Origin of the sequence: Streptomyces sp. NPDC001902 (assembly GCF_042891295.1) — a bacterium.
GTDB lineage: Bacteria > Actinomycetota > Actinomycetes > Streptomycetales > Streptomycetaceae > Actinacidiphila.
Window position 1 is genome coordinate 48750 of the sequence record NZ_JBIATA010000008.1, and the last position, 25358, is coordinate 74107.

General features: G+C 74.0%; 15 protein-coding genes. 8 read left to right on the forward strand and 7 right to left on the reverse strand.

From position 1 onward, the window contains the following. The first annotated feature begins 25 nt into the window (after positions 1–25). The 5 genes from ACFYYN_RS15575 (at position 26) to ACFYYN_RS15595 (ending at position 7342) form a co-directional block, all read left to right on the forward strand. On the forward strand, positions 26–2449 hold the full coding sequence (locus ACFYYN_RS15575; protein ID WP_500546215.1) for a glycosyl hydrolase family 95 catalytic domain-containing protein: 2424 nt from the start codon (positions 26–28) through the stop codon (positions 2447–2449). Further along, entirely contained in the window at positions 2443–2715 is a 273-nt protein-coding gene (locus ACFYYN_RS15580; RefSeq protein ID WP_500546216.1) for a hypothetical protein, read from the forward strand. The genes ACFYYN_RS15575 and ACFYYN_RS15580 overlap by 7 nt, the downstream gene beginning before the upstream one ends. Then, complete coding sequence (locus ACFYYN_RS15585; protein WP_500546218.1) at positions 2709–3722, forward strand: acetylxylan esterase; 1014 nt, start codon at positions 2709–2711, stop codon at positions 3720–3722. The genes ACFYYN_RS15580 and ACFYYN_RS15585 overlap by 7 nt, the downstream gene beginning before the upstream one ends. Next, a complete protein-coding gene (locus ACFYYN_RS15590) occupies positions 3719–5071 on the forward strand; it encodes an ABC transporter substrate-binding protein (RefSeq protein ID WP_500546219.1) in 1353 nt (450 codons plus the stop codon). The genes ACFYYN_RS15585 and ACFYYN_RS15590 overlap by 4 nt, the downstream gene beginning before the upstream one ends. Positions 5072–5161: 90 nt before the next feature. Beyond that, the gene (locus ACFYYN_RS15595) at positions 5162–7342 is read left to right on the forward strand and encodes an alpha-galactosidase (protein WP_500546220.1); all 2181 of its coding nucleotides are present in this window, start codon (positions 5162–5164) and stop codon (positions 7340–7342) included. Between the two features lie 54 nt (positions 7343–7396). Here ACFYYN_RS15595 and ACFYYN_RS15600 read toward each other — a convergent pair whose 3' ends face one another. From ACFYYN_RS15600 to ACFYYN_RS15610, 3 genes are all read right to left on the reverse strand, one after another. Continuing rightward, a complete protein-coding gene (locus ACFYYN_RS15600; RefSeq protein ID WP_500546221.1) occupies positions 7397–8032 on the reverse strand; it encodes a DUF7003 family protein in 636 nt (211 codons plus the stop codon). A 123-nt stretch (positions 8033–8155) separates the two neighbouring features. Further along, the gene (locus ACFYYN_RS15605; protein WP_500546222.1) at positions 8156–8785 is read right to left on the reverse strand and encodes a hypothetical protein; all 630 of its coding nucleotides are present in this window, start codon (positions 8783–8785) and stop codon (positions 8156–8158) included. Between the two features lie 84 nt (positions 8786–8869). Next, the gene (locus ACFYYN_RS15610) at positions 8870–9856 is read right to left on the reverse strand and encodes a LuxR C-terminal-related transcriptional regulator (protein ID WP_500546223.1); all 987 of its coding nucleotides are present in this window, start codon (positions 9854–9856) and stop codon (positions 8870–8872) included. A 208-nt stretch (positions 9857–10064) separates the two neighbouring features. Between ACFYYN_RS15610 and ACFYYN_RS15615 the strand changes: the two genes are divergently transcribed. Then, positions 10065–13070: a S8 family peptidase gene (locus ACFYYN_RS15615; RefSeq protein ID WP_500546224.1), complete on the forward strand. Its 3006-nt coding sequence runs from the start codon at positions 10065–10067 to the stop codon at positions 13068–13070. Between the two features lie 76 nt (positions 13071–13146). Here ACFYYN_RS15615 and ACFYYN_RS15620 read toward each other — a convergent pair whose 3' ends face one another. Further along, on the reverse strand, positions 13147–13938 hold the full coding sequence (locus tag ACFYYN_RS15620; protein ID WP_500546225.1) for a hypothetical protein: 792 nt from the start codon (positions 13936–13938) through the stop codon (positions 13147–13149). A 194-nt stretch (positions 13939–14132) separates the two neighbouring features. Next, positions 14133–17900, reverse strand: coding sequence for a S8 family serine peptidase (locus ACFYYN_RS15625; protein WP_500546226.1), 3768 nt, complete (start codon positions 17898–17900; stop codon positions 14133–14135). Between the two features lie 654 nt (positions 17901–18554). Between ACFYYN_RS15625 and ACFYYN_RS15630 the strand changes: the two genes are divergently transcribed. Continuing rightward, positions 18555–19967 (forward strand): calcium-binding protein, encoded by a 1413-nt coding sequence (locus ACFYYN_RS15630; RefSeq protein ID WP_500546228.1) that lies wholly within the window; start codon positions 18555–18557, stop codon positions 19965–19967. A gap of 120 nt (positions 19968–20087) precedes the next feature. On the opposite strand, the gene ACFYYN_RS15635 is transcribed toward ACFYYN_RS15630, so the two are convergent. Further along, on the reverse strand, positions 20088–20738 hold the full coding sequence (locus tag ACFYYN_RS15635; RefSeq protein WP_500546229.1) for a TetR/AcrR family transcriptional regulator: 651 nt from the start codon (positions 20736–20738) through the stop codon (positions 20088–20090). A 106-nt stretch (positions 20739–20844) separates the two neighbouring features. Between ACFYYN_RS15635 and ACFYYN_RS15640 the strand changes: the two genes are divergently transcribed. Next, complete coding sequence (locus ACFYYN_RS15640) at positions 20845–21405, forward strand: NAD(P)H-dependent oxidoreductase (RefSeq protein ID WP_500546230.1); 561 nt, start codon at positions 20845–20847, stop codon at positions 21403–21405. Positions 21406–21537: 132 nt separating this feature from the next. Here ACFYYN_RS15640 and ACFYYN_RS15645 read toward each other — a convergent pair whose 3' ends face one another. Then, positions 21538–25269, reverse strand: a complete 3732-nt coding sequence (locus ACFYYN_RS15645; RefSeq protein ID WP_500546231.1) for a S8 family serine peptidase — start codon at positions 25267–25269, stop codon at positions 21538–21540. Between the last annotated feature and the right edge of the window lie 89 nt (positions 25270–25358).

Here is a 25358-nt window from a genome sequence, read left to right on the forward strand (position 1 = left end):
CGCACGCGCACCAGGACGGCACCCCATGAACCCCACTGACCTGCTGCTCGGCTGGCCCGCGCCCGCGGCCGAGTGGAACGAGGCCGCCCCGGTCGGCAACGGCCGGCTCGGCGCGATGGTCTTCGGCGGCACCCACCGTGCCCGGATCCAGATCAACGACTCCACCGTGTGGTCCGGCACCCCCGGCGGACCGGCGCAGGCGCTCGCCGACGTCGTCGCCGCCGGCGCCGGCCCGCGGCGCCTCGCGGAGGTCCGCGAGGCGCTCCGCGCCGGCGACCCGCACCGCGCCGAGGAACTCCTGATGGCCTTCGAGGGCCCGTACAGCCAGGAGTACCTGCCCTACGCCGACCTGTGGCTGACGGTGTCCGGGGCGCGGGACGCGACGTACCGGGGCCGCACCCTCAACCTCGACAGCGGGATCGCCGAGGACGCCTTCGACCTGCCCTCCGGGACCTCGGTCCGCCGCCGGACCTGGGCCGACGCCGCCGACGGGACCCTGTGCACCGATCTGGCCGCGCGCGGCGGGACCGTGGACCTGCGCCTGGAACTGACCACCCCCCTGCGGGAGGTGCACCGCACCGCCGGCGCCGAAGGGGTCGTCCTCGGGGTGGAGATCCCCGTCGACGGGGCACCCGCCCACGAACCGGACGTCCCGGAGCCGCTGCGGTACGCGGACGGCCCCGTCGCCGGCTACGACCCCTTCGGCGCGGTCGCCCTGCGCGTGGCCACCGACGGGGAGGTCACCGCCGACGGCGCAGCCCTCCGCGTCACCGGCGCCACCCGGCTCCTCGCGGTGGTGGCGAGCTCCACCGAGGCGCTGCGTCACTGGCGGGGCCTCGACGCCCCCGCCGACCGCGCCGCCCACCTCGGCTCCGCCGCGGACAGCGCCGCCCGGGCCGCCGGACGCGGCACCGAGGACCTGCTCAAGGCCCACGAGAGCGAGCTGCGCGCACTCCTCGGCGGCACCTCGCTGCGCATCGGACCGCGCCGCTCGGGCACCTACGACGTCGCCCGCGACATCCTCTCCGGCGACGACGAACTCCTCACCGCGACCGTGCTGTTCCAGCTCGGCCGCTACCTCCTGGCCTCCGCCTCCCGGCCGCACGCCGGCCCGCCCGCCAACCTCCAGGGCATCTGGAACGCCGACCTTCGCCCGGCCTGGTCGTCGAACTACACCATCAACATCAACACCCAGATGAACTACTGGGGCGCTGAGGCCGCCGGCCTCGGCCCCTGCCACGAGCCGCTGTTCGACCTCCTGGACCGCGTCGCCGGACACGGCCGGGACGTCGCCGAGCAGCTGTACGGCGCCCGCGGCTGGGTCGCCCACCACAACACCGACATGTGGGGCTGGGCCCTGCCCGTCGGCATGGGCCACGGCGCCGCGTCCTGGGCGATCTGGCAGATGGGCGGCGCCTGGCTGGCCCAGCACCTGTGGGACCACTGGGAGTTCACCCAGGACACCGCCTTCCTGCGCGAACGCGCCTGGCCGCTGCTCAGCGGCTGCGCCGAGTTCCTGCTCGACTGGCTGGTGGACGACGGCACCGGCCGGCTGGACACCCTCCCCTCCACCTCGCCCGAGAACCACTACCTCACCCCCGACGGCTCCATGGCCTCGCTCACCCGCTCCTCCGCGATGGACATGGCCCTCACCCGGGCCGTCCTCGAGCGCACCGCGCGCACCGCCGCGCTCCTCGGCATCGACACCCCGCTGGACGGCCGCATCGCCGACGCGCTGCCGAAGCTGCACCCGCCGCGGACCGCCGCGGGCGGCTGGCTGCAGGAGTGGGCCGACGACCTCCCCGAACAGGACCCCCGGCACCGCCACCTGTCCCAGATGGTCACCGTCCACCCGCTCGGCCAGGTCGACCCGGACCGCACCCCGGAACTCGCCGCCGCCGCGACGGCCCTGCTGGACCGCCGCGGACCCGGCGCGATGGGCTGGTCCTGGGCGTGGAAGATCGCCCTGCGCGCCCGGCTGCGCGACGCCGCCACGGCCCGCTCGCTCCTCCTCGAGGCGACCCGCCCGTTCGACGGCGACCCGGACACCGACGCGCCCGTCGACGGCTCGGAGTGGGGCGGCCTGCTCCCCAACCTCTTCTCCACCCACCCGCCGTTCCAGATCGACGGCAACTACGGCTTCATGGCCGCGCTCACCGAGATGGTGCTGCAGAGCCACGACGGCACCGTCCACCTGCTCCCCGCGCTCCCGGCGCAGTGGCCCGACGGCGAGGCCGCCGACCTGCGCTGCCGCGGCGGCCTGGCCGCCGGCTTCGCCTGGCGCGACGGCGCCCTCACGTCCGTGACGCTGCGCCGGCACGCCGGGGACGACGCCGAACCGGTGACGGTCCGCCACCGCGACCGCGCCGTCCGGGTGCACGTCGCCACCGGCACCGCCGTCACCCTCGACGCCGACCTCACCTCGTGCGGGGAGGCCCGGCCGTGCTGACCGAGAACGACGTCCCCGAGCTGTGGGCCTACCGCAGCAGCTACCGCGAGCCCGCCGACCTGCGCTGCCGCGGCGGCCTGGCCGCCGGCTTCGCCTGGCGCGACGGCGCCCTCACCTCCGTGACGCTGCGCCGGCACGCCGGGGACGACGCCGAACCGGTGACGGTCCGCCACCGCGACCGCGCCGTCCGGGTGCACGTCGCCACCGGCACCGCCGTCACCCTCGACGCCGACCTCACCTCGTGCGGGGAGGCCCGGCCGTGCTGACCGAGAACGACGTCCCCGAGCTGTGGGCCTACCGCAGCAGCTACCGCGAGCCCGCCGACTTCGACGCCTTCTGGAAGGACACCCTGGACGCCGCCCGCGTCCACGAGCCCCGGCTGGAGCTCACCCCGGTCGAGACCGACCTGGAGACCGTGGACGTCTACGACGCGGTGTTCCCCGGCTTCGGGGGCTACCCGGTGCACGGCTGGCTGCGGCTGCCGCGCCACCGCAGCGGCCCCCTGCCCGCGGTTGTGCAGTTCCACGGCTACGGCAGCGGACGCGGCGCCCCCGTCGAGGACCTGCTGTGGGCCTCCGCGGGGTACGCCCACCTGCTGGTGGACACCCGCGGCCAGGGCGGTGCCTGGGCGGGCGGCGGCGCCACCGGCGACCCGGTCGGCAGCGGCCCCTCGCACCCCGGGTTCCTCACCCGCGGCATCGAGGACAAGGACACCTACGTCTACCGCCGCGTCTTCACCGACGCCGTCCGCGCCGTGGAGGCCCTGCGCACCTCGCCGCACGCCGACCCCGACCGCGTCGCGGTGACCGGACCCAGCCAGGGCGGCGGCATCGCCCTGGCGGTCGCGGGACTCGTCCCCGGACTGCGCGCCGCGCACTTCCAGGCGCCGTTCCTGTGCGACGTCCGGCAGGCCACCCGGCTCAGCGGCGAGCAGCCGTACGCGGAGCTCATCGGCTACCTCGGCGCCCGCCGGGACCGGGTCGAGCAGACCTTCCGGACCCTCGGCTACTTCGACGGCCTCGCCTTCGCCCGCCGTGCCACCGCGCCCGCCTGGTTCTCCGCCGGACTGCGCGACGAGGTGTGCCCGCCGGCCACCACCCTCGCCGCCTACCACCTCTACGGCGGGCCGCGGCAGATGCGGCTGTGGGAGTTCAACGGCCACGACGCCGGCGGACCCGAGGACCTGGTCCTCGCCCTGAGCGCGTTCCGCGCACTCCTCAAGACGTCGTCCCACCACCCTCACCAGGAACCGTCCCGAAAGAAGGAATCATGAGAATTCGCAGAGTCGTCGCGCTCGGGGCCACGCTCACCCTCGCCGCGGTGCTGTCCGCCTGCTCCTCCGGCTCGGACTCCGCGGGCGGCGGTTCGCAGACCGTCAACTGGTGGACCTGGGACGACAAGCAGGCCGCCGCGTACAAGACCTGCGCCGCGGACTTCGAGAAGGCCAACCCCGGCACGACCGTCAAGATCTCGCAGTACAACGTCGACGACTACTTCACCAAGCTGACCGCCGGCTTCGTCGCGGGCAACGCCCCCGACGCCTTCCAGAACAGCGTCCAGTTCTTCCAGGCCTACGCCGGCCAGCACCAGCTGCTGGCGATGGACGACTTCATCGCCAAGGACAAGTTCGACCTGTCCCGCTTCTCCGTCGGGGTGAACGCCTGGAAGTTCACCGACGGCAAGCAGTACGCGCTGCCGCTGGACTGGGCCGCGGCCGGCCTCTACTACGACCAGGACGCCCTGGCCAAGGCCGGCTACAGCAAGAGCGACGTCGACTCCGTGACGTGGAACCCCGACGACGGCGGCGAGTTCGGCAAGATGATCGCCCACCTCACCGTCGACGAGAAGGGGCGCCGCGGCGACCAGCCCGGTTTCGACAAGGGCCACGTCAAGACCTTCGGCTTCGGCCAGATCGCGGCCAAGGACTTCATCGGCCAGACCTCCTGGAGCCCGTTCGCCTCCAGCACCGGGTGGCGGCTCGGCGACAAGGAGAGCTGGCCCACGGTCTTCAACTACGGCGACCCGCGTCTGGTGAAGACGCTCAACTGGGCCCGCTCCCTGACGGAGAAGGGGTACGCGCCGAAGATCGGCGAGTTCACCTCAAGCGTCAGCGACGTCGACCTGCTGTCCTCCCACAAGGTGGCGATGGAGATGGGCGGTTCCTGGTCCGCCTCCACCTTCGCCAAGATCCCCGGCGTCAAGACCGGCGTCGCGGCGCCCCCGTACGGCCCCGACGGCAAGACCCGCGCGGTGATGAGCAACTCCAACGGCAACAACATCTGGGCGGGCACCAAGAACCCCGAGCTGGCCTGGAAGTGGGTGTCCTACATGGGCTCCGAGGACTGCCAGTCCAAGGCCGCCCGCACCGGCACGTTCTTCCCGTCCATCCCCGCCTCCATGGACGCCGCGACGAAGGCCCTGGCCGGTGACGGCGTCGACCTGTCGGTCTTCACCAGCATGCTGAAGGACAAGGTCCTCTACCCGTCCCCGGTCTACGGCAACGGCGCCGCGGTGCAGGACGCCCTGAACCCGCTCTTCGAGGCCTACTTCGCCGGGCAGAAGGACGACTCCGTCTTCGCGGACATGCAGGACCAGAGCAAGACCCTCCTCGCGAAGAACTGAGCCACCGGCAGCGAACCGAGCCCCCGCCGCCGGACGGCCCCGACCCCAAGGCCGTCCGGCGGCGGGGCACACCGAAAGGACTCCCCCCTCATGGCAGACACCACCGCGCGGATCGTCCCGCTGCGCGCGGCCGGCACCGCGTTCGTCGTCGAACTCACCGAGCCGGTGCCCAGGGTCCTCCACTGGGGGGCCGACCTCGGCCCGCTGTCCGCCGACGACCTCGCCGCCCTCAGCCTGACCGCCGAGCCCGCCGTCCTCAACAACTCCCCCGACGTCCCGCGCCGTTTCACCGTCTGGCCCACCGAGGCGGACGGCTGGGCCGGCACCCCCGCGCACCACGGGCACCTCGACGGCGGTGCCGCCGCCCCCCGCCTGACCACGACGGGCACCGCCGTCCGCCAGGACGCCGAGGGCGGCGAACTGGCCGTCTCCCTCACCGACGCGGTGGCGGGGCTCGACATCACGATCACCTACCGGCTGGAGCCCTCCGGAGTGCTCGCCGTCCACAGCGAGATCACCCGGCAGCGGACGGCGGACCCGGCCCCGTACGACCTCGCGCAGGTCACCGCGCTGCTCCCGCTGCCCCGCCGGGCCGGCGAGATCCTCGACTTCACCGGCAAGTGGAGCCGCGAACGCTCCCCGCAGCGCCGCCCCCTCGCCCACGGCACCTACGCCCGTGAGGTCCGGCGCGGCAAGCCCGGCCTGGACTCGCCCTACCTCGTGGCCGTCGGCGTGCCCGGTTTCGGCTTCCGCGAGGGCGAGGTGTGGGGCCTGCACGTCGCGTGGAGCGGCGACCAGCGCTACCTCGTCGAGCAACTGCCCGAGGGCGCCGGCGTCCACGCCGCCGTGCTCGGCGGCGGCGAACTGCTGCGCGCCGGCGAGGTCCGGCTCGCACCCGGCGACACCCACCGCACGCCCGTCTGCCACTACGCCTGGTCCGGCACCGGGCTCGACGGCCTCGCCGACCGCTTCCACACCCTGCTCCGGGACCGCCCGGGTCACCCGCGCCGCCCGCGCCCCGTCATCCTCAACAGCTGGGAGGCGGTCTACTTCGACCACGACCCGGAACGCCTCCTGCGGCTCGCCGACCGCGCGGCCGAGGTCGGCGTGGAGCGCTTCGTCCTGGACGACGGCTGGTTCCGCGGCCGCCGCTGCGACCGCGCGGGGCTCGGCGACTGGACGGTCGACCGGGAGGTGTGGCCCGCCGGGCTGGCGCCGCTCGCCGACCACGTGCGTTCCCTGGGCATGGAGTTCGGCCTGTGGGTCGAGCCCGAGATGGTCAACCTCGACTCGGACCTGGCCCGCGAGCACCCCGACTGGGTCCTCGCCCCCGCGCGCGGCGCCGGCCCACCGGCCCGCCACCAGCACGTCCTCGACCTCTCCCACCCCGGCGTCGTCACCCACCTGCTGGGAGCGCTGGACGCCCTGATCGGGGAGTACGGCATCGCCTACCTCAAGTGGGACCACAACCGCGAGGTGCACGAGGCGGTGAGCGGCCCGGCCGACCGCCCGGTGGCGCACGCCCAGGTCGAGGCGCTCTACCGACTGCTGGACACCCTCAGGCAGCGCCACCCGGCCCTGGAGATCGAGAGCTGTGCCAGCGGCGGCGGCCGCGTCGACCTGGGCGTCCTCGCCCGGACCGACCGGGTGTGGGCCTCCGACTGCAACGACCCCGTGGAACGGCAGTCCATCCAGCGCTGGACGGGCCAACTGCTGCCCCCCGAACTGGTCGGCGCCCACGTGGGCCCCACCCCCAGCCACACCACCGCACGCGTCGGCTCCGACACCTTCCGCCTGGCCACCGCGCTCTTCGGCCACCCCGGCATCGAACAGGACATCACCCGCTGCACCCCGGAGGAACGGGCCCGGCTCACGGCGTGGACGGCCCTGTACCGGGAACTGCGCCCGCTGCTGCACGGCGGGCGCACCGTCCGCGCCGACCTCCCGGGGGACGCGACGCTGCTGCACGGCGTCGTCGCCCACGACGGTACGGCCGCGCTCTACTGCTGGGCCCGCGTGGCGACCTCCCCCGAGGGCCAGTCCGGCCGGGTGCCGTTGCCCGGCCTCGCCCCCGCCCGCCGCTACCGCGTACGTGTCCGCACCGACATCGGCCTGCCGTCCTTCCACCAGACGGGCGGCCCGGCCTGGCTCACCGAGGCGATCGACGACCGCCTCACCCTCCCCGGCACGCTGCTCACCGCCGCCGGACTGCCGATGCCGCAACTCAACCCCGAGCAGGCCCTCCTGATCGAGGTACGGCAGGCCGACTGACCGGGCCTGCGCCCCGCCCCGGCCCGCCGTGCCGGCCCGGTGCCGTCGGCCGGCCTACAGCGTTCCGGCGTCGGGCCAGTGGGACCAGTGGGTGTTGGGGGGAAGCGTCGGCCGGTAGCGGGACGGGTCGCCGGAGTCCAGGACCTCGGCCATCATCCGGAACGCCTCGCACCCTCCGGGCGTGACGTCCCCCAAGTCCTCCGGCTGGTGCCATTCGTCCAGCCGCAGCAGCACCGGCAGGTCGTCGGGAACACCGGCGCGCAGTTCGGCGTCGTCGGCCAGGAAGAGCGCGCGGTGCGCGGGCGCCAGCAGCCGGAACACCTCCTCCAGTGGTGTTCCGGCGGGGGCGGCGACCGCAAGTGCCTGCCCGCGCACCATCACCGGAACCCCTCCGGCGTACACCTCGTCGTCGCCGAGGGCGATTTCCTCCATGTTGTCCACCCGGTCGAGGAACTCGCCGAACCCCGGCTCGCCACGCGTCAGGCAGTTGCCGAACCGGTGCACGACGTCGGTGACGTTGCCGGCCCGCGGGCAGTACCCCAGCAGTTCGGCCACCATCGCCCAGCGAGTCGAGTCGCCGAACAGGTGGATCCGGGCGTCGACCGGGTAGTAGTAGCCGTTCGACAGGTCGGGGAACGTGGACTGATCCGAGCACAGGTCGAACTGCCCGACGACGGACGAGGTGGTCATCACCCGGTACACCGTAGGGCCGGGCGCCGACAGGGGAGCGTGGTGCACTGCCGGGCGCGGCGCTCCCGGTGAACACGCGAGGGGGCCGGCCGAGGCGAGCGACGCGCCGCCGCGCCGGTCCGCCTACCCCTCCTCGGGGTCCCCGGGGGCCGTGGCCTGACGGCCGAGCCAGTACAGGGCCGTGTCCACGTCGCGGGCGGTCCAGCCGTCCGCGTCGGGGCCGGAGCGGACGAGGAGGTCGTCGAGGAGGTCCATGTAGCGGCCGTAACGGCCCGGCGCCGGCGTCAGCTGGTAGCCCAGCTGCTCCAGGCCGAACTGCGCGCGGCGGTCGTAGACGGCCATCCGGTCCGGCGCGGCGGCCGTGAGCAGCGCCGAGGCCAGTGCGTCGCCGTGGCGGCAGCCGGGCAGGCCGAGCAGGGCCTTGCGGCCGCGGCGGGCGGCCGCGCCGCGCGGGGCGTCCTGGTCGCGGACCGCGTGCACGGCCTCGGCGGTGACGGCCCGGACCTCCGCGTCGCGCAGGTTCATCAGCTCGACGACCCACGCGGTGCTCGCCTGCAGCCGCTTCCACACCACCAGCGCGGCGATGTCGGTCTTGCCCAGGCTGCCGGTGTCCCGGGCGCGCTCCGCGACCTCCGTCAGCACCTCGTCGTACGCGGCCGGGACCGCGGCGCGGTACGCCTCGCGGGCGGTGGACAGGGTGGACCAGACTCCGTCGGGGAGCGGGGTGAGGGCGGCGGTCGCGGATGCGTTCATGGACCGATGGTGACCCGACTCGGCCCGCTCCGCGTGCACTTGGCCGCTTGTGATCGGTTCGGTGCGATGTGTCGCCAGGAAGGATCAGATCCAGCCACGGGCGCCGGCTTCCACCCCGGCCTGGAAACGCGTCGTCGCATCCAGCCGTGCCATGAGCGCGGCGATGCGGCGCGTCGCCGTCCGTGTGCTCAGCCCCAGCTGACGGGCGATCGCCTGGTCCTTGAGCCCGGCACGGAGCATCGTCAGCAAGGCGACCTCCTCCGGGGTGGGGACCTCCTCGCCGGCCGCCGGTGCCGGTGCGCCGATCGGCTCGGCCCGCTCCCAGTACGCCTCGTACAGCTCGATGAGGGCATCCAGCAGACCCGAGGGGTGCACCACGGCGAGGCTGTCGTAGACCCCGCCGACCAGAGGGACGAGGGCCACCCGGCGGTCAATGATGTGCAGCTTGAAAGGGAGGCTGGGCAGGATCCGGGCCTGCTCGCCGAGCGCCGCCATCTCCAGCACCGTCTCGAAACGGCCGGGCCGCTCCATGGACTCCGGGCAGTAGACCGAGCGGACGTCGACGCCGCGGCGGGCCCAGGCGGCGGTCGACGCCTTCTCGGCCTCGTTGGTGTGGGGGAGCCCGTCCGCGCGGTCCAGGTACGGCGGCTTGTCGAGGACCCAGATGTGCGTGCTGACCGAGCGGTTGAGCTCGTCGATGCGCGGCGCGACCACGTCGCGTCCCGACAGCACCTCCACCAGGCTGCCCGGATCGCTGCGCAGCCGTCCGGCCCGGTACTCCTCGGCGAGGTCGTCGACGACCGACCGCAGCCCGGTGAAGGCCGCCTCGGCCTCCAGCCGCCGCTGGTCGAGCAGGGCGGTGAGCGCGGTGGCGGGACCCACGGGGCGGTACCCGCCGCTGCCGTCACGGCGCAGCAGACCGAGCCCGGCCAGCCGGGCCACGGCGCGACGGACGCGGTCCGGAGGGACCCCGGCGGTTCTCGCGTACTCCGTGGGACCGAGGTCCGCCCGGGCCAGGAAGGCGCGGTAGACCTCCTCGTCGAACCGGCTGATACCCAGGGCCTGCAGCACGTACGCGCTCCTCGTGGTGGCGTGGTCCGCCAGCTGTCCGAAGACGCCACAAGATTATCTGGACATCAACCCGCCGTGGGCCGTTCACTTTTGAATCGTTGCCAACACCCGTACCGCGGAGCGGCGGTCCCGCATCGGCCCCCGTGCACCCCGCCGCGCCCGGGACGCGCAGTGATGTCCCTGGCCTCTTCCCTCTGGAGGACCGAACGTGACCTCGAAGTCACGCACCAGACCGGCCGCCCTGGTGGCGGCCACCGCCGTCGCACTGGCCCTTTCGTCCGCCGTGCCCTCCCAGGCCGCTCCCCCCGCTCCCGCCGCCGGTCCCAGGCCGGTCCCCGTGGCGGGCCACCTCGCCGCCGGCCGCTACATCGTCACCCTCGCCGACCGGCCGATCGCGGCCTACCGGGGCGGAGTCGACGGCATACCCGGCACCGCCCCGGCGCCGGGCGCCAAGGTCGACCTGGCCGACGCGGACGCCGTGCGCTACCGCGCGCACCTCACCGAGGCCCAGCGCGCCACGGCCGCCTCGGTGGGCGCACGGATCAAGCGCCAGTACGCGGTGGTCACCAACGGCTTCACCGCCGATCTGTCCGCCGCGCAGGTGGCGGAACTCTCCAAGGCCCCCGGCGTGCTGTCGGTCGCGCCCGACACCCTCAACAAGGTCTCCGACGACCGCAACTCCCAGGACTTCCTGGGGCTCACCGGGCGGCACGGGCTGTGGTCCGCCCTCGGTGGCGCCAAGAAGGCCGGCCGCGGTGTCGTCGTCGGCGACATCGACACCGGCATCTGGCCCGAGAGCCGCTCCTTCACGGCCGCACCGCTGGGCACCGCGCGGCCCACCGCCAAGGACCCGTACCGCCCCTACCGCAAGGGCGACAAGGTTGTCATGCGGAAGGCGGACGGCGGCACCTTCACCGGAACCTGCCAGGCCGGAGAGGAGTTCACCGCCGGTGCCTGCAACAGCAAGCTGATCAGCGCCCGTTGGTTCGGCGACGCATGGCTGGCCCGCGTGCCACCGGAGCGCCGCGCGGACTACGTCTCCGCACGGGACGGCGAGGGCCACGGCACGCACACCGCGTCCACCGCGGCGGGCAACAGCGGCGTCGACGTCACGGTCGAGGGGCGCCGGCTCGGCGAGGTCTCCGGCGTCGCGCCGGCCGCCACGATCGCCGTCTACAAGGCGTTCTGGACCGGCAAGGCGGCCGGCGACAGCGGCGGCATGACCTCCGACATCGTCGCGGCCGTCGACCAGGCGGTCGCCGACGGCGTCGACGTCCTCAACTACTCCGCGGGCTCGATCGTCGAGACCGCGCCGGACTCCCCGGTCCAGGCGGCCTTCCGCACCGCCGCGGCCGCGGGCGTCTTCGTCGCCACCGCGGCCGGCAACTCCGGCCCCGAGGTCTCCTCCGCCGACAACGTCGCCCCGTGGACGACCACGGTGGCCGCGAGCACGCTGGCGCCCTACGAGGCCACCGTGCGCCTCGGCAACGGCGACACCTACGTCGGCGGAAGCACCACCGTGGACTCCCCGCTCGGCCCGAAGCCCCTTGTACTGGCCGAGAAGGTGAAGAACCCCGGTGCCTCGACGACCGACGCCGCCCTGTGCCAGGACGGCACCCTCGACCCGGCGAAGGCCGCCGGCGCGATCGTCGTCTGCGACCGGGGGGTCAACCCGCGCGTCGACAAGTCCCACGAGGTGCAGCGGGCCGGCGGCGTCGGCATGGTCCTGGTCAACGTCAGCGACCTCGACACCGACGGCGACCTGCACGCGGTGCCCACGGTGCACCTCAACACCCCCGGTGCCACCGACGTCCGGGCGTACGCCGCCACCGCCGGGGCCGAGGTGAGCCTGCTCCCGGGCGGCACGACCGGCCAGCCGTACCCGCAGATCGCGCCGTTCTCCTCGCGCGGACCGTCGACCACGAACAACGGCGACCTGCTCAAGCCCGACATCGCCGCCCCGGGCGTCGGCATCCTCGCGGCCGTGGCGCCCGCCTCCAACTTCGGCCACGACTACGACTTCATGACCGGCACCTCGATGGCGACCCCGCACATCGCCGGCCTCGCGGCGCTCTACCTCGCCGAGCACCCCACGTGGTCCCCGATGGCGGTGAAGTCCGCCATGATGACGACCGCCGTCGACACGAAGACGGCGACCGGCGCGAAGAACACCGACCTGTTCGCGCAGGGCGCCGGTGAGGTGCGGCCGGCCGGCATGTTCGAGCCGGGCCTGGTCTACGACTCCACGGAGAAGGACTGGCTCGCCTACCTGGAGGGGCTCGGTGTCGACACCGGCAGCGGTGTGAGGGCCGTCGACCCCAGCGACCTCAACTACCCGACGATCGCCGTCGGTCAGATGGTCGGCTCCCAGACGGTGACCCGGACCGTCACCGCCGTGGACCCGGGTACGTACCGGGCCTCCGTCTCGGTGCCAGGGGTCAAGGCCACCGTCCACCCGTCCGTGCTGCACTTCCGCAAGGCCGGGCAGAAGGCCACCTTCACCGTCACCTTCCAGCTGACGACGGGAAGGTCCGGCGAGACGGTGACCGGCGACCTCACCTGGCGGCACGGCCGCACCGCCGTGCGCAGCCCGGTCGTCCTCACCCCGTGGAGCCTGCTGGCCCCGGCGCAGGTGACGGGTCCCGCCGGCAGCGGCAGCGTCTCCTTCCAGGTGACCCCCGGCACGACGTCCCTCCCGGTGACCCCGCGCGGACCCGTCGCGGCCACCCCGGTCCACAACACGGTGTCCACGGACAAGCCCGAGCAGGACTTCACGTTCACGGTGCCTGAGGGCACCCAGGCCGGGCAGTTCTTCGTGACCCCGGACAATCCCGAGGCCAAGCTGTCCCTGCTGCTCGCGTACGACCCGGGCGACGGCCAGACGCCTTACGTCGTGGGGGACCTGGCGCTCGACCAGACCAGGCCGGTGGTGAGCCTGCCGAGCATGAAGGCGGGCACCTACCTGGCCATCGTCGTGACGCTGGGCAGCCAGCCGGAGCTGACGGAGATCCCCTTCTCCTTCCAGGCCAACCTGATCGGCCCGGACAGCCCGGCGACGGCCGGCACCTTCACGGTGACCCCGGAGCATCCCGCCACGAAGCCCGGCGTCCCGCTGACGCTGACCGCCTCGTGGAAGGGCGTCCCCGCCGACCGTCCCGCCACCGGTTACATCGGCTACCCCAACGCGGCGGGAACCCTCGTCACCATCGGCTGACGGGACCGCACGCGACGGCGCCGGCCCCCTCGTCACGAGGGGGCCGGCCGGCACCGGTCCGTTCCGGGCGGCCGGATCAAGGACGTACGGCCCCCGGCCCGAAGGGCCCGCCCGGCAGGCTCTTCGGCTTCCGGCGCGAGCGAGCGGCGGACGGGGCGTCGTCGTCGAGTCCGCCGCGGAGCCCCGCCACGGCGAAGGCCACCGCGGAGGCCAGCAGCGCCAGCGCCAGCGGCCCCCAGACCGCCGGGATCGACCACATCGGCCAGTCGTTGTCCGCCTGCACCCAGAGCGTCACGATCGCCGTGACGCCCATGGCGACGCCGTGCCACAGCACGGCCTTCGCCGCGTTCGCGTGACGCGGCCCCGGCGCGAAGAGCGACCACAGCGCCCCGACGAGCCCCACCAGGCCGAACGAGAGGCCGGCGAGCGCGCCGCCGAGGCGGTCCTCGGGCCACTCCAGAGGCCCGTCGCTCGTCTCCTGCCACGTCCCCGCGGCATTCCGTACGTCGACGACCTGCCCCCGCCAGATCAGGCCGACGACCTTGTCGCCCGGCTCCAACTGCGACAGCACGGGACCGGGCCAACGGAAGGTCAGGTGCCACGGCTTGCCGGACGGCAACGACAACTCCGCCTCGGGCGACTCCCGCTCACCGCTGTGCGTGTCCACCGACCGCACGGTGAACGACTGCTCCCACCGGCAGTCCGACACCTCGACGGGTACGGAGACGCACGGCGGCGCCGCGCGGAACTCCCGCTCCCGCTCCAGCGCACCGCGCGTCAGGAAGACCATCGCCACCCCTATGGCCAGCGCCGCCACGGCGATCAGCAGCCATGTCCAGGCCGGTGACTTCTGTTCCGCCGATCCCACTGCGTCTCCCCACCCCCGTGCGACCCCCGCGTGCCCATCCGACCACGTCGGGCCGTGGGCCGCTCAGGCCCGCGACCGGCAGCGTGGGACGCGCCGGATTGCCGGGTCAGGGCAACGAGGGGAGCTCCGGGGCAACGGCGACGCGGCCGGCCCCTCCGTGCGGAGGGACCGGCCGCGCTTCGTGCGGACGCGGATCAGGCCAGACCGGTCGCCCGGATCACCGTCTGCGTCACCGTGTCGCCCCGCTTGTCCGAGGCACGCACGCGCAGCGACAGGAACTCGGCCCGCCGCGGCGCGTCCAGACGGACGCGGGCGGCGCCGTCGTCCGCGCCGCGCAGCGCGAGCTTGTGCCACGTCCGGCCGTCGTCGTACGAGACCTCCACCGCGTCGGTGCCGACCCGCCCGGCCGACGCACCCGGCAGCGGGGAAGCGCTGACCGTGAGCTCGGCGTCGCGTCGCGCGGCGCCGGCCGCGTCGGTGCGGATCCCGTAGTCGAGCTGCAGCAGCGGGAGCACCTGCGGGTCGTCCGTGCGCGGCGTCGCGGAGGTGAAGCCCCACTCGGTGCGGGTCGCGGTGGAGTACGGGTACCCCTCCGTCCGCTCGGTGGACGTCACCAGCCGGTACCGGCCCGAGGCCGCCGGGACGTCCCCGCCCAGCCAGCCGCCCTCGGTGCGGGTGACCAGATCGCCGCCCCGGTAGAGCTCGTTCACCTGGGAGGTGGTGCCCGGCCCGACCACACCCGCGTGGTCGCGGCCGCCGTCGCCCCAGGCCGGGATGGTCACGTCGAGCGCGTCACCGCTGCGCCGGGGCAGCCACTGGCTCTCGTTGAGGCGCGGGTGCTCGACGGGGCCGAACCACTGGACGTCGGTGGTGCGCCCCGCCGGGTAGCCGACCAGCCCGGAGAACTGGATGGAGCGGATGCCGTTGGCGGCCTCCTCCATCCAGGTCGCCTCACCGGCCGGGGTGACCCAGTCGGTGCGCTCGGCGCCCGCCGTCGACAGCCGGGTGCCGCCGACCTTGACCCCGAGGTAGGGCTGGATGTCGTAGCGGAACTCGTCGACCTCCGTGCCGGGTTCGTTGCGGAAGCCGACGTCGACCCTGGCCAGTCGGTGTTCGGCGGGCGCGTAGGCCTGCGTCTGCGGGATCGTGCCGTGCCAGGTGTGCACCAGGTCGTACAGGTAGTCCGTCTCGGCGTGGCCGACGACGCGCATCGGCACCGAGCCGGTACGGCTGTCCTGGATACGGCCGATCAGGGTCTCGCCCTCGGTCCGGGAGACTCCCGCGATGACCAGGTCGGTGCGGCGGACGGGCTCCCGCAGCCGGCCGTTCTGGTCGTTCACCACGACGAGCAGCGCGACGCCGGCCTTCTGCGCGGCGGTGAACTGGTCGTCGGCCGCCGCGGCGGCGACCCGGTCGTCGTCGTCCGCCACGAAGCGGACCACCGCCACCTTGCCCTTGGCGCCGGCGGCCGCGTACTCCGCCGCGGTGCCGTTGCCCGCGAACACGGCGGGCAGGGTCTTGGTGCCCTCGGCCGGGCGCCCGGAACCGGGCTGGAGCCACAGGTCGTCGAAGACCTGGTCGCCGGAGGACAGGGCCAGCAGCGGCTGCTGCATGCGCCAGCGCACCGTGTACGCCAGGTCGCCCCCGGAGGCCTTCGGCATGGGCAGCGCCCACACGCTGTCGAAGCCGTCGCCGACGGTCGCGGTGTCGGTGATCGCCGGGGAGCCGTCCTTGAAGGACTGGCTGAAGTCCATGCGGATGTCGCTGTCCGTGGACGTCTTCGGCGTGACGACCTGGGTCCTGCGCAGCTTCGTCCCGTCCAGCGTCGCATCGGTGTCGGCGTCCGCGACCACGACGCCGGTGCGGGCCAGCAGCGCCCGGCCGAAGGAGGACTCGCCGTGGACGCCGCGGACGGCGCCCCAGGTCCAGACGGTGTACGTGCCCGGCGGGACGACGGTGTCCAGCACGCCGTCGAGGTCGGTGTAGAGGGCCTGCGCGAACTCGTCGCCCTTGCGCTGGTACATCACCAGGCCGACCAGCGGGTCGCCGGCGCGGTCGGTGACGTGCACGCGCAGGTGGTGGTACTCGTCCCGGGTGCTGACCGCGAGCAGGGTGCGCGTGGCGGCCTTGCCGTCGACGACGCCCTCCACATGCCCGGTGAAGCGGGATCCCGCAGGGGCCCGGTCGAGCGCGGTGGTCACGGTGGTGGAGGCGGTGCCGTGGGCGGGCACGGTGAGTTGACGGTCCGTCACAGTGAACAGACCCTCGGGTGCCCCCGGCGCGTCCACCCGTGGGGTTACGGTGACCGCGGTGTCACCGGAGTTGGCCCACTCCACGGTACGGGTCACGGTCCCGCCGGAAGCGCCGCCCGGGGGGTGGATGCCGGCGTCGGCCGTGGCGGTGGCCACGAGGGTGCTGCCGGTCGCGGCCACCGCGTCCACGCGTCCGTTGCCGCCGGAGTCCGCGGGGATGTCCGGGGTCGCGACGGACGTGGAGACCAGGGCGTCCTTGATCCGGGCCCCGTTCCAGTCCGGGTGCTCGGCCGCCACCAGGGCGGCCACGCCCGCGACGTGCGGGGTGGCCATCGAGGTGCCGCTGAGGGTGGCGTACGAGCCCGTCCCGAAGGGTGCCCACTGGGAGCGGGCCGCCAGGATGTCGACACCGGGGGCGGTGATCTCCGGCTTCATCGCGTCGTCCCGGAAGCGGGGGCCGCGACTGGAGAAGTCCGCGATGGCGTCGGAGGAGTCGACGGCGCCGACGGTGAGCGCGGCGTCGGCGGCGCCGGGCGCGGCCACGGTGCCCTCGTACGGGCCGGCGTTGCCGGCGGCTATGGTGAACAACGCGCCCGTCTCGGCGCTGAGTTCGTTGACCGCCTGGCTCATCGGGTCGGTGCCGTCGGTGGGCTGGTCGCTGCCGAGGCTCATGCTGACCACGCGGGCCTTGGCCTCACGGGCGGCCCACTCCATGCCGCTGATGATCCAGGAGTCGGAACCGCTGCCCGCGTTGCTGAGGACCTTGCCCACGTGCAGCCGCACGCCGGGGGCGACGCCCTTCTCCTTGCCGCCGGACGCGGCGCCGTTGCCCGCGATGGTGGACGCCACGTGGGTGCCGTGGCCGTGGTGGTCGTCGACGTCCTCGCCGGGCACGAAGCTGCGGGAGTCGGCGACGACGCCGTCGAGGTCGGGGTGGCCGGTGTCGTAACCGGTGTCGAGGACGGCGACGTCCACGCCCTGGCCCGTGTCGCCCCCGGCCCACACCTCGGGGGCGCCGATCTGGGCGACGCTGTCGGCGAGGTCGGCCTTGACCTTGCCGTCGAGCCACACCTTGCGTACGCCGCCGGACAGGGCGGGGCCGCTCGCCGCCGCCTTCGCGGCCGCCTGCGGGGTGGGCCGGCCGGTCAGGTCGGCCCAGAACTCCGCCGCCTGGTCGTGGTCCTGGGTGGTGGCGGTGCTGTCGATGCTGGTCAGCGCGCGTGCGCCGGTGGCCCCGTCGGGGAGGGACGGCGCCGCGAGCTTGCGCCGGGCGTCGGAGGAGTAGGTCAGGATGACGGGAAGGCCCTTGGACCGGTCGTCGTCGTAACCGTCGGCGATGAGCCGCGTGACGTTGAAGAGGTCGGTGTCGAGCAGTCCGGCCGCCACGTACCGCTCGGCGGCGAACGGGTAGACGTAGGTGTCGCCGTTCTGCGTGGTGATGCGGGCGTCCGCGCGGTGGCCGCCGGGGCCCTGCACGGTGACGGAGGCACGACCGTCGCCGCCCGGCGTGACGGTGACCCGGTCGCCGGTGATGAGGGTGACGGTGCGCGGGCTGGAGCCCGAGTGGGCCCGGCCGGTCACGACCACGTTGTCCGTCGAGGAGGAGGGGGTGGCGTGGTCACTGGCAGACGCCGGTGGGATCGCCATCAGCATTGCCGCGACGCCCGCGACGATCGGCAGGCCGGTTCGGCCCGGGAAGAGCGGTCTCACAGGGGATCCTTCACGTTAGATCCATCCAATGTCCGCCGCATGCTAGCGAGTTAAACGATTCAACGGGCCGGGAAACGAGAGTGGAACAGCGGCGTCTTTCCGCCCGCTGTCGGGATCACGACAGGGCGAGAACCCCGGCCGCCGTCGCCGCGAAGGGCACGGGGGCGAACGCCGTCGAGGCGTGCCACGAACTCCTTCTCGACGTGGCACGGTTCATGGCGGCCGATCTCGAGACCGTGATCCGTGGACGCCCCGTTCCGTGGTCTCGCGGTGCCGCTCCACCGCCTCCGTCGGGCTGCCGGCGCCGGGCCGCCGCCCGGGTTGGGCGGTGTCCGCCGCAGGCTCGGCGGTCGGATGCGTGCGAGAGGTCCTCGTGCCAGGGGTGGCGGCTGTGCCCGCGGGGCCACGGACGGCCCAACGAGCGGATCGGCCGAAGGTCGCCAACCTCGCGCGTAGTTACGATTCTCCCGATATGGCAAGTTTCGCTGCATATGAGCCGTGGCCGCTGCCGTCCGATCACCGGGAGCACACTTGTTCGCACTCCTGCTGTCTCGTCACCATGGTTCCCCTCCTTCGTCCCCCGGGGGCCGGGGCCTTCGGGGGAGGAGCGGCCGAATACAGCCCGGGCGATGCTCCCGTCGATCCGGGCGGCTCGTGGTCGCGGGGCTCCTGGCCGCCGGTCCGCTGTTCGTCCCCGGCGGGGAGGCCGCCGCGAGCGTGCCGGTGACGATCACGTTCACCTCTCCGGGCGAGCACGCCTTCACCGTCCCCGCGGGGGTGACCTCGCTGACGGTCACGGCCGTCGGCGCCCGCGGCGGCAACGCCGGCGGGTCGGGGGCCACGGTGACCGGGTCCGTCGCCGTGACGGGCGGAAGCACTCTCTACGCCAACGTCGCGAGGGGCGGCGCGGCGCCCGCCGCGGGAGGCGGAGCGGGTGGTGGGGGGAGTGATGTGGCCACGTGCAGTTCGGCCGGCGCCGCCTGCGTCCTGACCGGTGATCCGGCCACGGACCCGCGCCTGATCGTGGCCGCAGGAGGCGGCGGCGGGGCAGCCGAATCCGGGGGCGGGGCAGCCGGCGGCGCCGGTGGCGACACCGGCGAGGCCGGTGAGACCAGGGCGGTGGTCAATGCCGCCGGAGGCGGCGGCGGGGGAACCGCGACCGTGGGCGGGGTGGGCGGTGCGGCATGCGTCGGCGCCAACGGCGGCACCGGGAGCCCGGGTGGGGCCGGGCTCGGCGGGGCCGGAGGCGGTATCGGATTCGGCGGTGGCGGAGGCGGTGGCGGGTGGTTCGGCGGGGGCGGCGGAGGGAGCTGCGCGGTCAGCGGCTCGGCCTCGTTGGGCGCCGCGGGCGGCGGGGGCGGGTCGAACCGCGTCCCGGCCGGCGGGACGTCCGCGACGGCGTCCGACCCCGCATCGGTGACGATCACCTACCAGGTACCCGACCTGGTGATCACGACCACCTCGCTCCCCGGCGGCGTGGCCGGCAACCCCTACTCGGCGACGATCGCCACCTCCGGCGGCGTCGGCGCGCCCACCTTCGCGGTGACCTCGGGCTCGCTGCCTCCGGGCCTCACCCTGAACCCGGGCACGGGGCAGATCGCCGGGACCCCCACCACCGCCGGGGCGTTCACCTTCACGGTGACCGCCTCCGAGACGGCCCCCGCGCAAACGGCGCAGCAGGCCTTCACGTTGACGGTCTCCGCGGCGACGTGCGCCACCGTCACCCCGACCATCACCGGGACCAACAGTGCCAACGTCATCTTCGGCACCCCCGGCAACGACGTGATCTTCGCCCTGGGCGGCAACGACGTCGTGGACGGCCGCGGCGGTGACGACCTGATCTGCGGCGGGGCCGGCAACGACACGCTGACCGGCGGGGCCGGCAACGACCGCATCGAAGGCGGTGACGGAAACGACGCCCTGACCGGCGGTGACGGCGACGACGCCCTCTTCGGTGACGCCGGCAACGACGCCCTCTCCGGCGGTCCCGGCACCAACACCAACAACGGCGGACCCGGCACCGACGCCTGCGTCAACCCGGCCACCGGTCCCGGCTGCAATCCCTGACCGCTCACCGGCCCGCCGCCGCGGCGGCGGGCCGGACGTCCGCGCGGAGCCGACGGCGGCTCGACGGGGCCGACCGGCCGGGGCGTCGCACCGCGGCCCGGCTGACGTCCGGCGACGGCGCTACCGCGGTGTGCCGAGGCGGTCGACGAGGTCGTGCCAGCCGGCGTCCAGCCGCTCGATGGGCATGCCCCGGGCCGTGAGCAGGTACTCCACGAGCACGGTGTCGAGGTAGGCCTGCAGCGTGTGCCCGGTCAGTTCGACGTCGCCGGGGGCGCCCGCCTGCCGGAGCAGCAGGGTCAGGTGCGTGAGCCTGAGCTGGTACGACGGGTTGAAGCGGCGGCTGTGCTCCCGGCGCGCGGCGAGGTACAGGTCGCGATGGGCGTGCTCGTGGCGCATCACGGCGGGACCGAAGGCGCGCAGCCGCTCCAGCGGCGGGGCGTCCGGTCCCAGGGGCGGCGGACCGGTGAGGAAGGCCGCCTGGATCTGCTGCTCGATGTGGTCGATCAGCGCGAGCATCAGCCCCGTCCGGTCGCCGAAACGCCGGAAGACCGTCCCTTTGCCGACCTCGGCCGCGGCGGCGACGGCCTCCATGGTCACGTTCGCCGCTCCGTGCTCGGCGGCGAGTTCGGCCGCCACCTCCAGCAGGCGCCTGCGGTTCCGTGCGGCGTCGGCGCGCAGCCGTGGTGGCTCGCCCGCCGGTGTGAGGGTGAGGCCGGCGGGTCCGGCGGAGGCGTCGCGCACGGGGAGGACGGCGCGGTGCGGCTCGGTCATGGCCACAGCGTAGCGGTGGGAATAGAAGTGGACCGCGGTCCGTTTGGCTGGTACAACATGTAACCGGACCACGGTCCGCTTTCGGTTCCTAGCAGGGAGTTCGCCCATGTCCGTCCGCATCCTCGCCCTCGTCGGCAGCCTCCGCGCCGGTTCGCACAACCGCCAGCTCGCCGAGGCCGCCGTCAAGCACGCTCCCGAGGGCGTCGAGATCACGCTCTACGAGGGTCTGGCGGAGGTCCCCTTCTACAACGAGGACATCGACGTCGAGGGCGCGGTGCCCGAGGCCGCCGCCCGTCTGCGCGCCACCGCCGGCGCCGTCGACGCGTTCCTGCTGTTCTCGCCCGAGTACAACGGCACCATCCCGGCCGTCCTCAAGAACGCCATCGACTGGCTGTCCCGCCCGCACGGTGCCGGTGCCCTGTCCGGCAAGCCGGTCGCCGTGGTCGGCACCGCCTACGGCCAGTACGGCGGCGTGTGGGCCCAGGACGAGGCCCGCAAGGCGGCCGGCATCGCCGGCGCCTCCGTCCTCACGGACGCCAAGCTCTCCATCCCCGGCTCCGTGACCCGCTTCGCGCAGACGCACCCGGCGGACGACTCCGCGGTCGTCGAGGGTCTGACCCAGGTCATCGAGCAGCTCTCCCAGGCCGGTGCCGGCGTCGCCGCCTGAGCCCCCTCCACGCCCGGACCCCGCGGGCCGTCGCCCGCGGGGTCCTCGCGTCTTCCGATCCGGCCCCGTGCACGGCGGTGCGGGCGGGCCGTCAGGAGGCCCGCCCGCACCGATGGGATCCGGCGCCCCGCGTCAGCGGAGGCCGAAGGCCCGGATCACGGTCTGGGTGACCGCGTTGCCCGCGGAGTCGTGCGCACGCGCCCGGAGCGAGACGAACCGGGCCTGCTTCGGGGCCGACAGCTTGAAGCGGCCGTCGTGCCCGCAGGCGGTCTTCCGCCAGGTACGCCCGTCGTCGTAGGACACCTCGAGGGAGACGGCCGCGAGGGAGCCCGCGCCGACGGCGCCCGGGAGGTGGGCGGCCGTGACGGACAGCGCGTCGTTCCGGGCGGCCCTGCCGTCCGCGTCCGTGGCGATGCCGTAGTCGATCTGCGGCAGTGGCAGCACCGCCGCGTCGTCGCCCGCCGGGGCCTTGGACGTGAACTCCCACTCGGTGTGCGTGGTGGCGGAGTAGGGGCTCACCGAGGCGTCACGGCTCGCGTCCAGCACCAGGCGGTAGGGCAGCCGGCCCGTACCGGGGGCGGTGCCCCCCATGCTGGTGTTGGTCGTGCTCTGGCCCAGGCGCGTGCCGCCCTGGTAGAGCGTGAGCGTCTGCCGTGTGCGCTCGTAGTCCATCGACATGCCGACGTGGTCCGCGCCACCCCATGCGGGGATGTCGAAGGCCAGCCAACTGCCGCTGCGGGTCGGCAGCTTGTAGTTGTCGTTGAGGTACGGTCGCTCGACGGGCTTGAACCACTCCTGGCTGTGCCGGCTGCCCGCCCGGTACGTGGTGCGCGGTTCGACCTCGTACAGCAGACCGTCGACGTACGCCTCCTGGCCCCAGGAGTAGCCCGGTCCGGTGGAGACCCAGTCGACCCGTCGCGAGTTCACCGGCTCCCGCATCGTCAGGCCGATGCCCCAGTTGGAGTACACGGGCCAGTCGAAGCGGAACTCGCCGCCGCCCTGGGCCGGGTCGGGGCTGTCGAAGGTGACGTCGACCCGGGCCAGGTTCTTCTTGCCGCCCTTGACGACGAGGTGGCCGGGGATCTCGTTGTGCCACGTCCACATGAGGTCGTAGACGTACGGGCTGACCGGCTGCGAGCCCACCTTCAGCACGGCGCCCCGTGCCGACGCGCGGCGCAGGAGCCGTTCGCCCTCGTCGGTGCTCAGCAGCGCGACGTCGATCCGGGCGGGCGTGAAGGGGTCGTCGGTGTAGCTCCGCAGCTGGCGTCCCGGCTGGTCGTTCACGACGAGCAGGAGCCTGGCGCCCGCCGCGACCGCCGCGGCGGCCTGTTCGGCGTCGCCCACGGTGCCGCCCCGGCGCACGACCACCGCCTTGCCGCGCGCGTCGAGCCCGGCGTAGTCCGCGCTCGCGCCGTCACCGGCGGCCACCAGGGGGAACGCATAGTGGCCCTGGGCGAGTGCGGTGACGTCCTCCTGCCGCAGGACGTCGGTGAACGCGTCGTTCCCGGCGGTGACGGACAGCGCCGGCTGCTCCTTGCGCCAGCGGGCGCCGAGGTGGAAGTCGCCGTGGGTGACCTCGTGCGTGGTGGGCTGGGCCCAGAGGCTGTCGTAGCTGGTCTGGGTCTCCATGTAGTCGCGCCAGCTGCCGCCGCCCATCGCGCGGTTGTACTCCAGGCGCTGGTAGGTCACCTCGGTCGGCTGCGGTGTCGTCATGTCGACCCGCTGGAGCTTCGTCGCGTCCAGCGTCACCGTGCGGTCGCGGTCCATGACGACCTCGGGGTCGCCGAGCAGTGCCATGCCCATCGAGTGGGGACCGTGCACGCCGCGCACGTCCTTGAAGGACAGTACGGAGTAGACGTCGTCCGGGAGCCAGGTCTCCAGCCGCCCGGTCTGGTCGACGAGGTAGAACGCCGGGTCGAAGTCGCCGGAGCGCAGCACCTCGACGACCCCGGACATGGGCTTGCCCTCGCCGTCCTTGAGGACCATCGTCAGCCTGTGGGCGGCGTCGCCCAGCGACACCGCCGTGTGGGTGACCGTCCTCCCCGCCGTGTCGGCCGCGACGACCTGACCTGACCAGCGGCCGTTCCCGGTCGCCTTCGAACCGTCGATGGTGACGGTGACCTCGGCGGTGCCGTGCGCCGGCACGACGACCCGGGACGCGGACAGCGCGAACAGCCCCGCGGGGGCGTTCGGGGCCTGGACGGACAGGGCGAGCGTCACCGGGGAACCCCCGGTGTTGGTGTACGTGACCGGGCGTGCGACCGCGGCGGCACCGTCACCGGCCTCGGCCTGGCCGGTGAACGCGGTCGCCGAGGCGAACACCTCGGCGCCGAGCGCCGAGGGCACGTCCACCCGCCCGCTGCCCGCCTGGAACGCGTCGTACTGCGGGGTCTGCTTCGAGCTGCTCACCAGCAGGTCCTTCAGCTGGGAGCCGGTGAGCCCCGGGCGCGCGGCCGCGAGCAGGGCCGCGGCGCCCGCGACGTGCGGGGTGGCCATCGAGGTGCCGCTGAGCGTCTGGTAGCTGCCCTCGCCCTCCGGCGCGTACTGCGAGCGGGCCGCCAGGACGTCGACGCCGGGCGCGGTGATCTCCGGCTTGAGACCGCCGTCGCCGACGCGCGGACCCTGGCTGGAGAACCAGGCGACGTCGTCGGAGGAGTCGACGGCTCCCACCGTCAGGGCGGCGTCCGCCGCTCCCGGCCCGCCGATGCTGCCGGGCGTACCCATGTTGCCCGCGGCGATGACGAACAGCGCTCCGGTCTGCGCGCTCAGGCGGTCGACCGCCGCACTGAGGGGGTCCGTGCCGTCGGACGGGGTGTCGGAGCCCAGGCTCATGCTCACGACGTCCGCGTCCTGGTCCACCGCGGCCCATTCCATACCGGCCAGCACCCAGGAGTCCTGGCCGGAGCCCGAGTCGGCCAGCACCTTGCCCACGTGGAGGTCCGCGCCGGGGGCGACGCCCTTCTCCTTGCCGTCCGAGGCGGCCCCGGTGCCGGCGATGGTGGACGCGACATGGGTGCCGTGCCCGTTGCGGTCCGTCACGTCCTCGTCCGGGACGAAGGTCCGGGTGGCGGTGATCCGGCCGGACAGGTCCGGGTGCCCGGTGTCGACACCGGTGTCGAGGACGGCGACGTCGACACCCTTGCCGGTGTCGCCGGCCGACCACGCCTGCGGGGCGCCGATCTGGGCGGTGGTGTCGGCGAGATCGGCCTCGACCTTGCCGTCGAGCCAGATGCGGGCGATGCCGGAGCCGAAGGCGGGGGTGTCGCCGGAGGTGGTCTTGGCGGCGCGCGATCCGGCACCGGGCGCGGAGGTGACGGCCTGCCAGAAGTCGGCGGACCGGTCCCTGTCCTCGGTGAGGGCGGCACCCTGGACGCTGCTGAGGTCCCTGACCCGGGTGGCACCGGGCGGCGTCGTGGAGCGCAGGCCGGCGGCGGTGCCGTAGGAGACGATGAGCGGCAGATGGTCGAGGTGCGCGTCGTCGTAGCCGTCCGCGACGAGCTTGCTGATGTTGAACAGGCGCCGGTCCAGGGTGCCCGCCGCCACGTAGGGGAGGGCGGATTCCGGATAGACGTAGAGGTCCCCGCGGGACTCCATGATGTGCGCGCGGCTCTGGGACCCGCCCGCGCCGCGCACCTCGACGGTGCCTCCGGCGGTACCGGACTGCCGGGTGATAACGATGTCACCCGTGATCAGGGTGACCGTGTGGACGCCCGCGGGCACGTTGCCCCGTGCGGCCGGGGCGTCGGAGCCGGCGCTCCCGGGCGAGGCGGCCTGGGCGGCGGACAGGGCGGCGGGTTGCGCCATCGACAGGAGGGCGGCGCCGGCGGCGGCGAGCACGCCCCAGCGTCTGGGTGATGGTCTCAAGGGATCCCCTGGCTGTTCCGTGGGGCCGGGGTCGGCCCGACGACGGTTCCGACTGCCCCGGTGGGGGCGGTCGCATCCTGGCCCCAAAC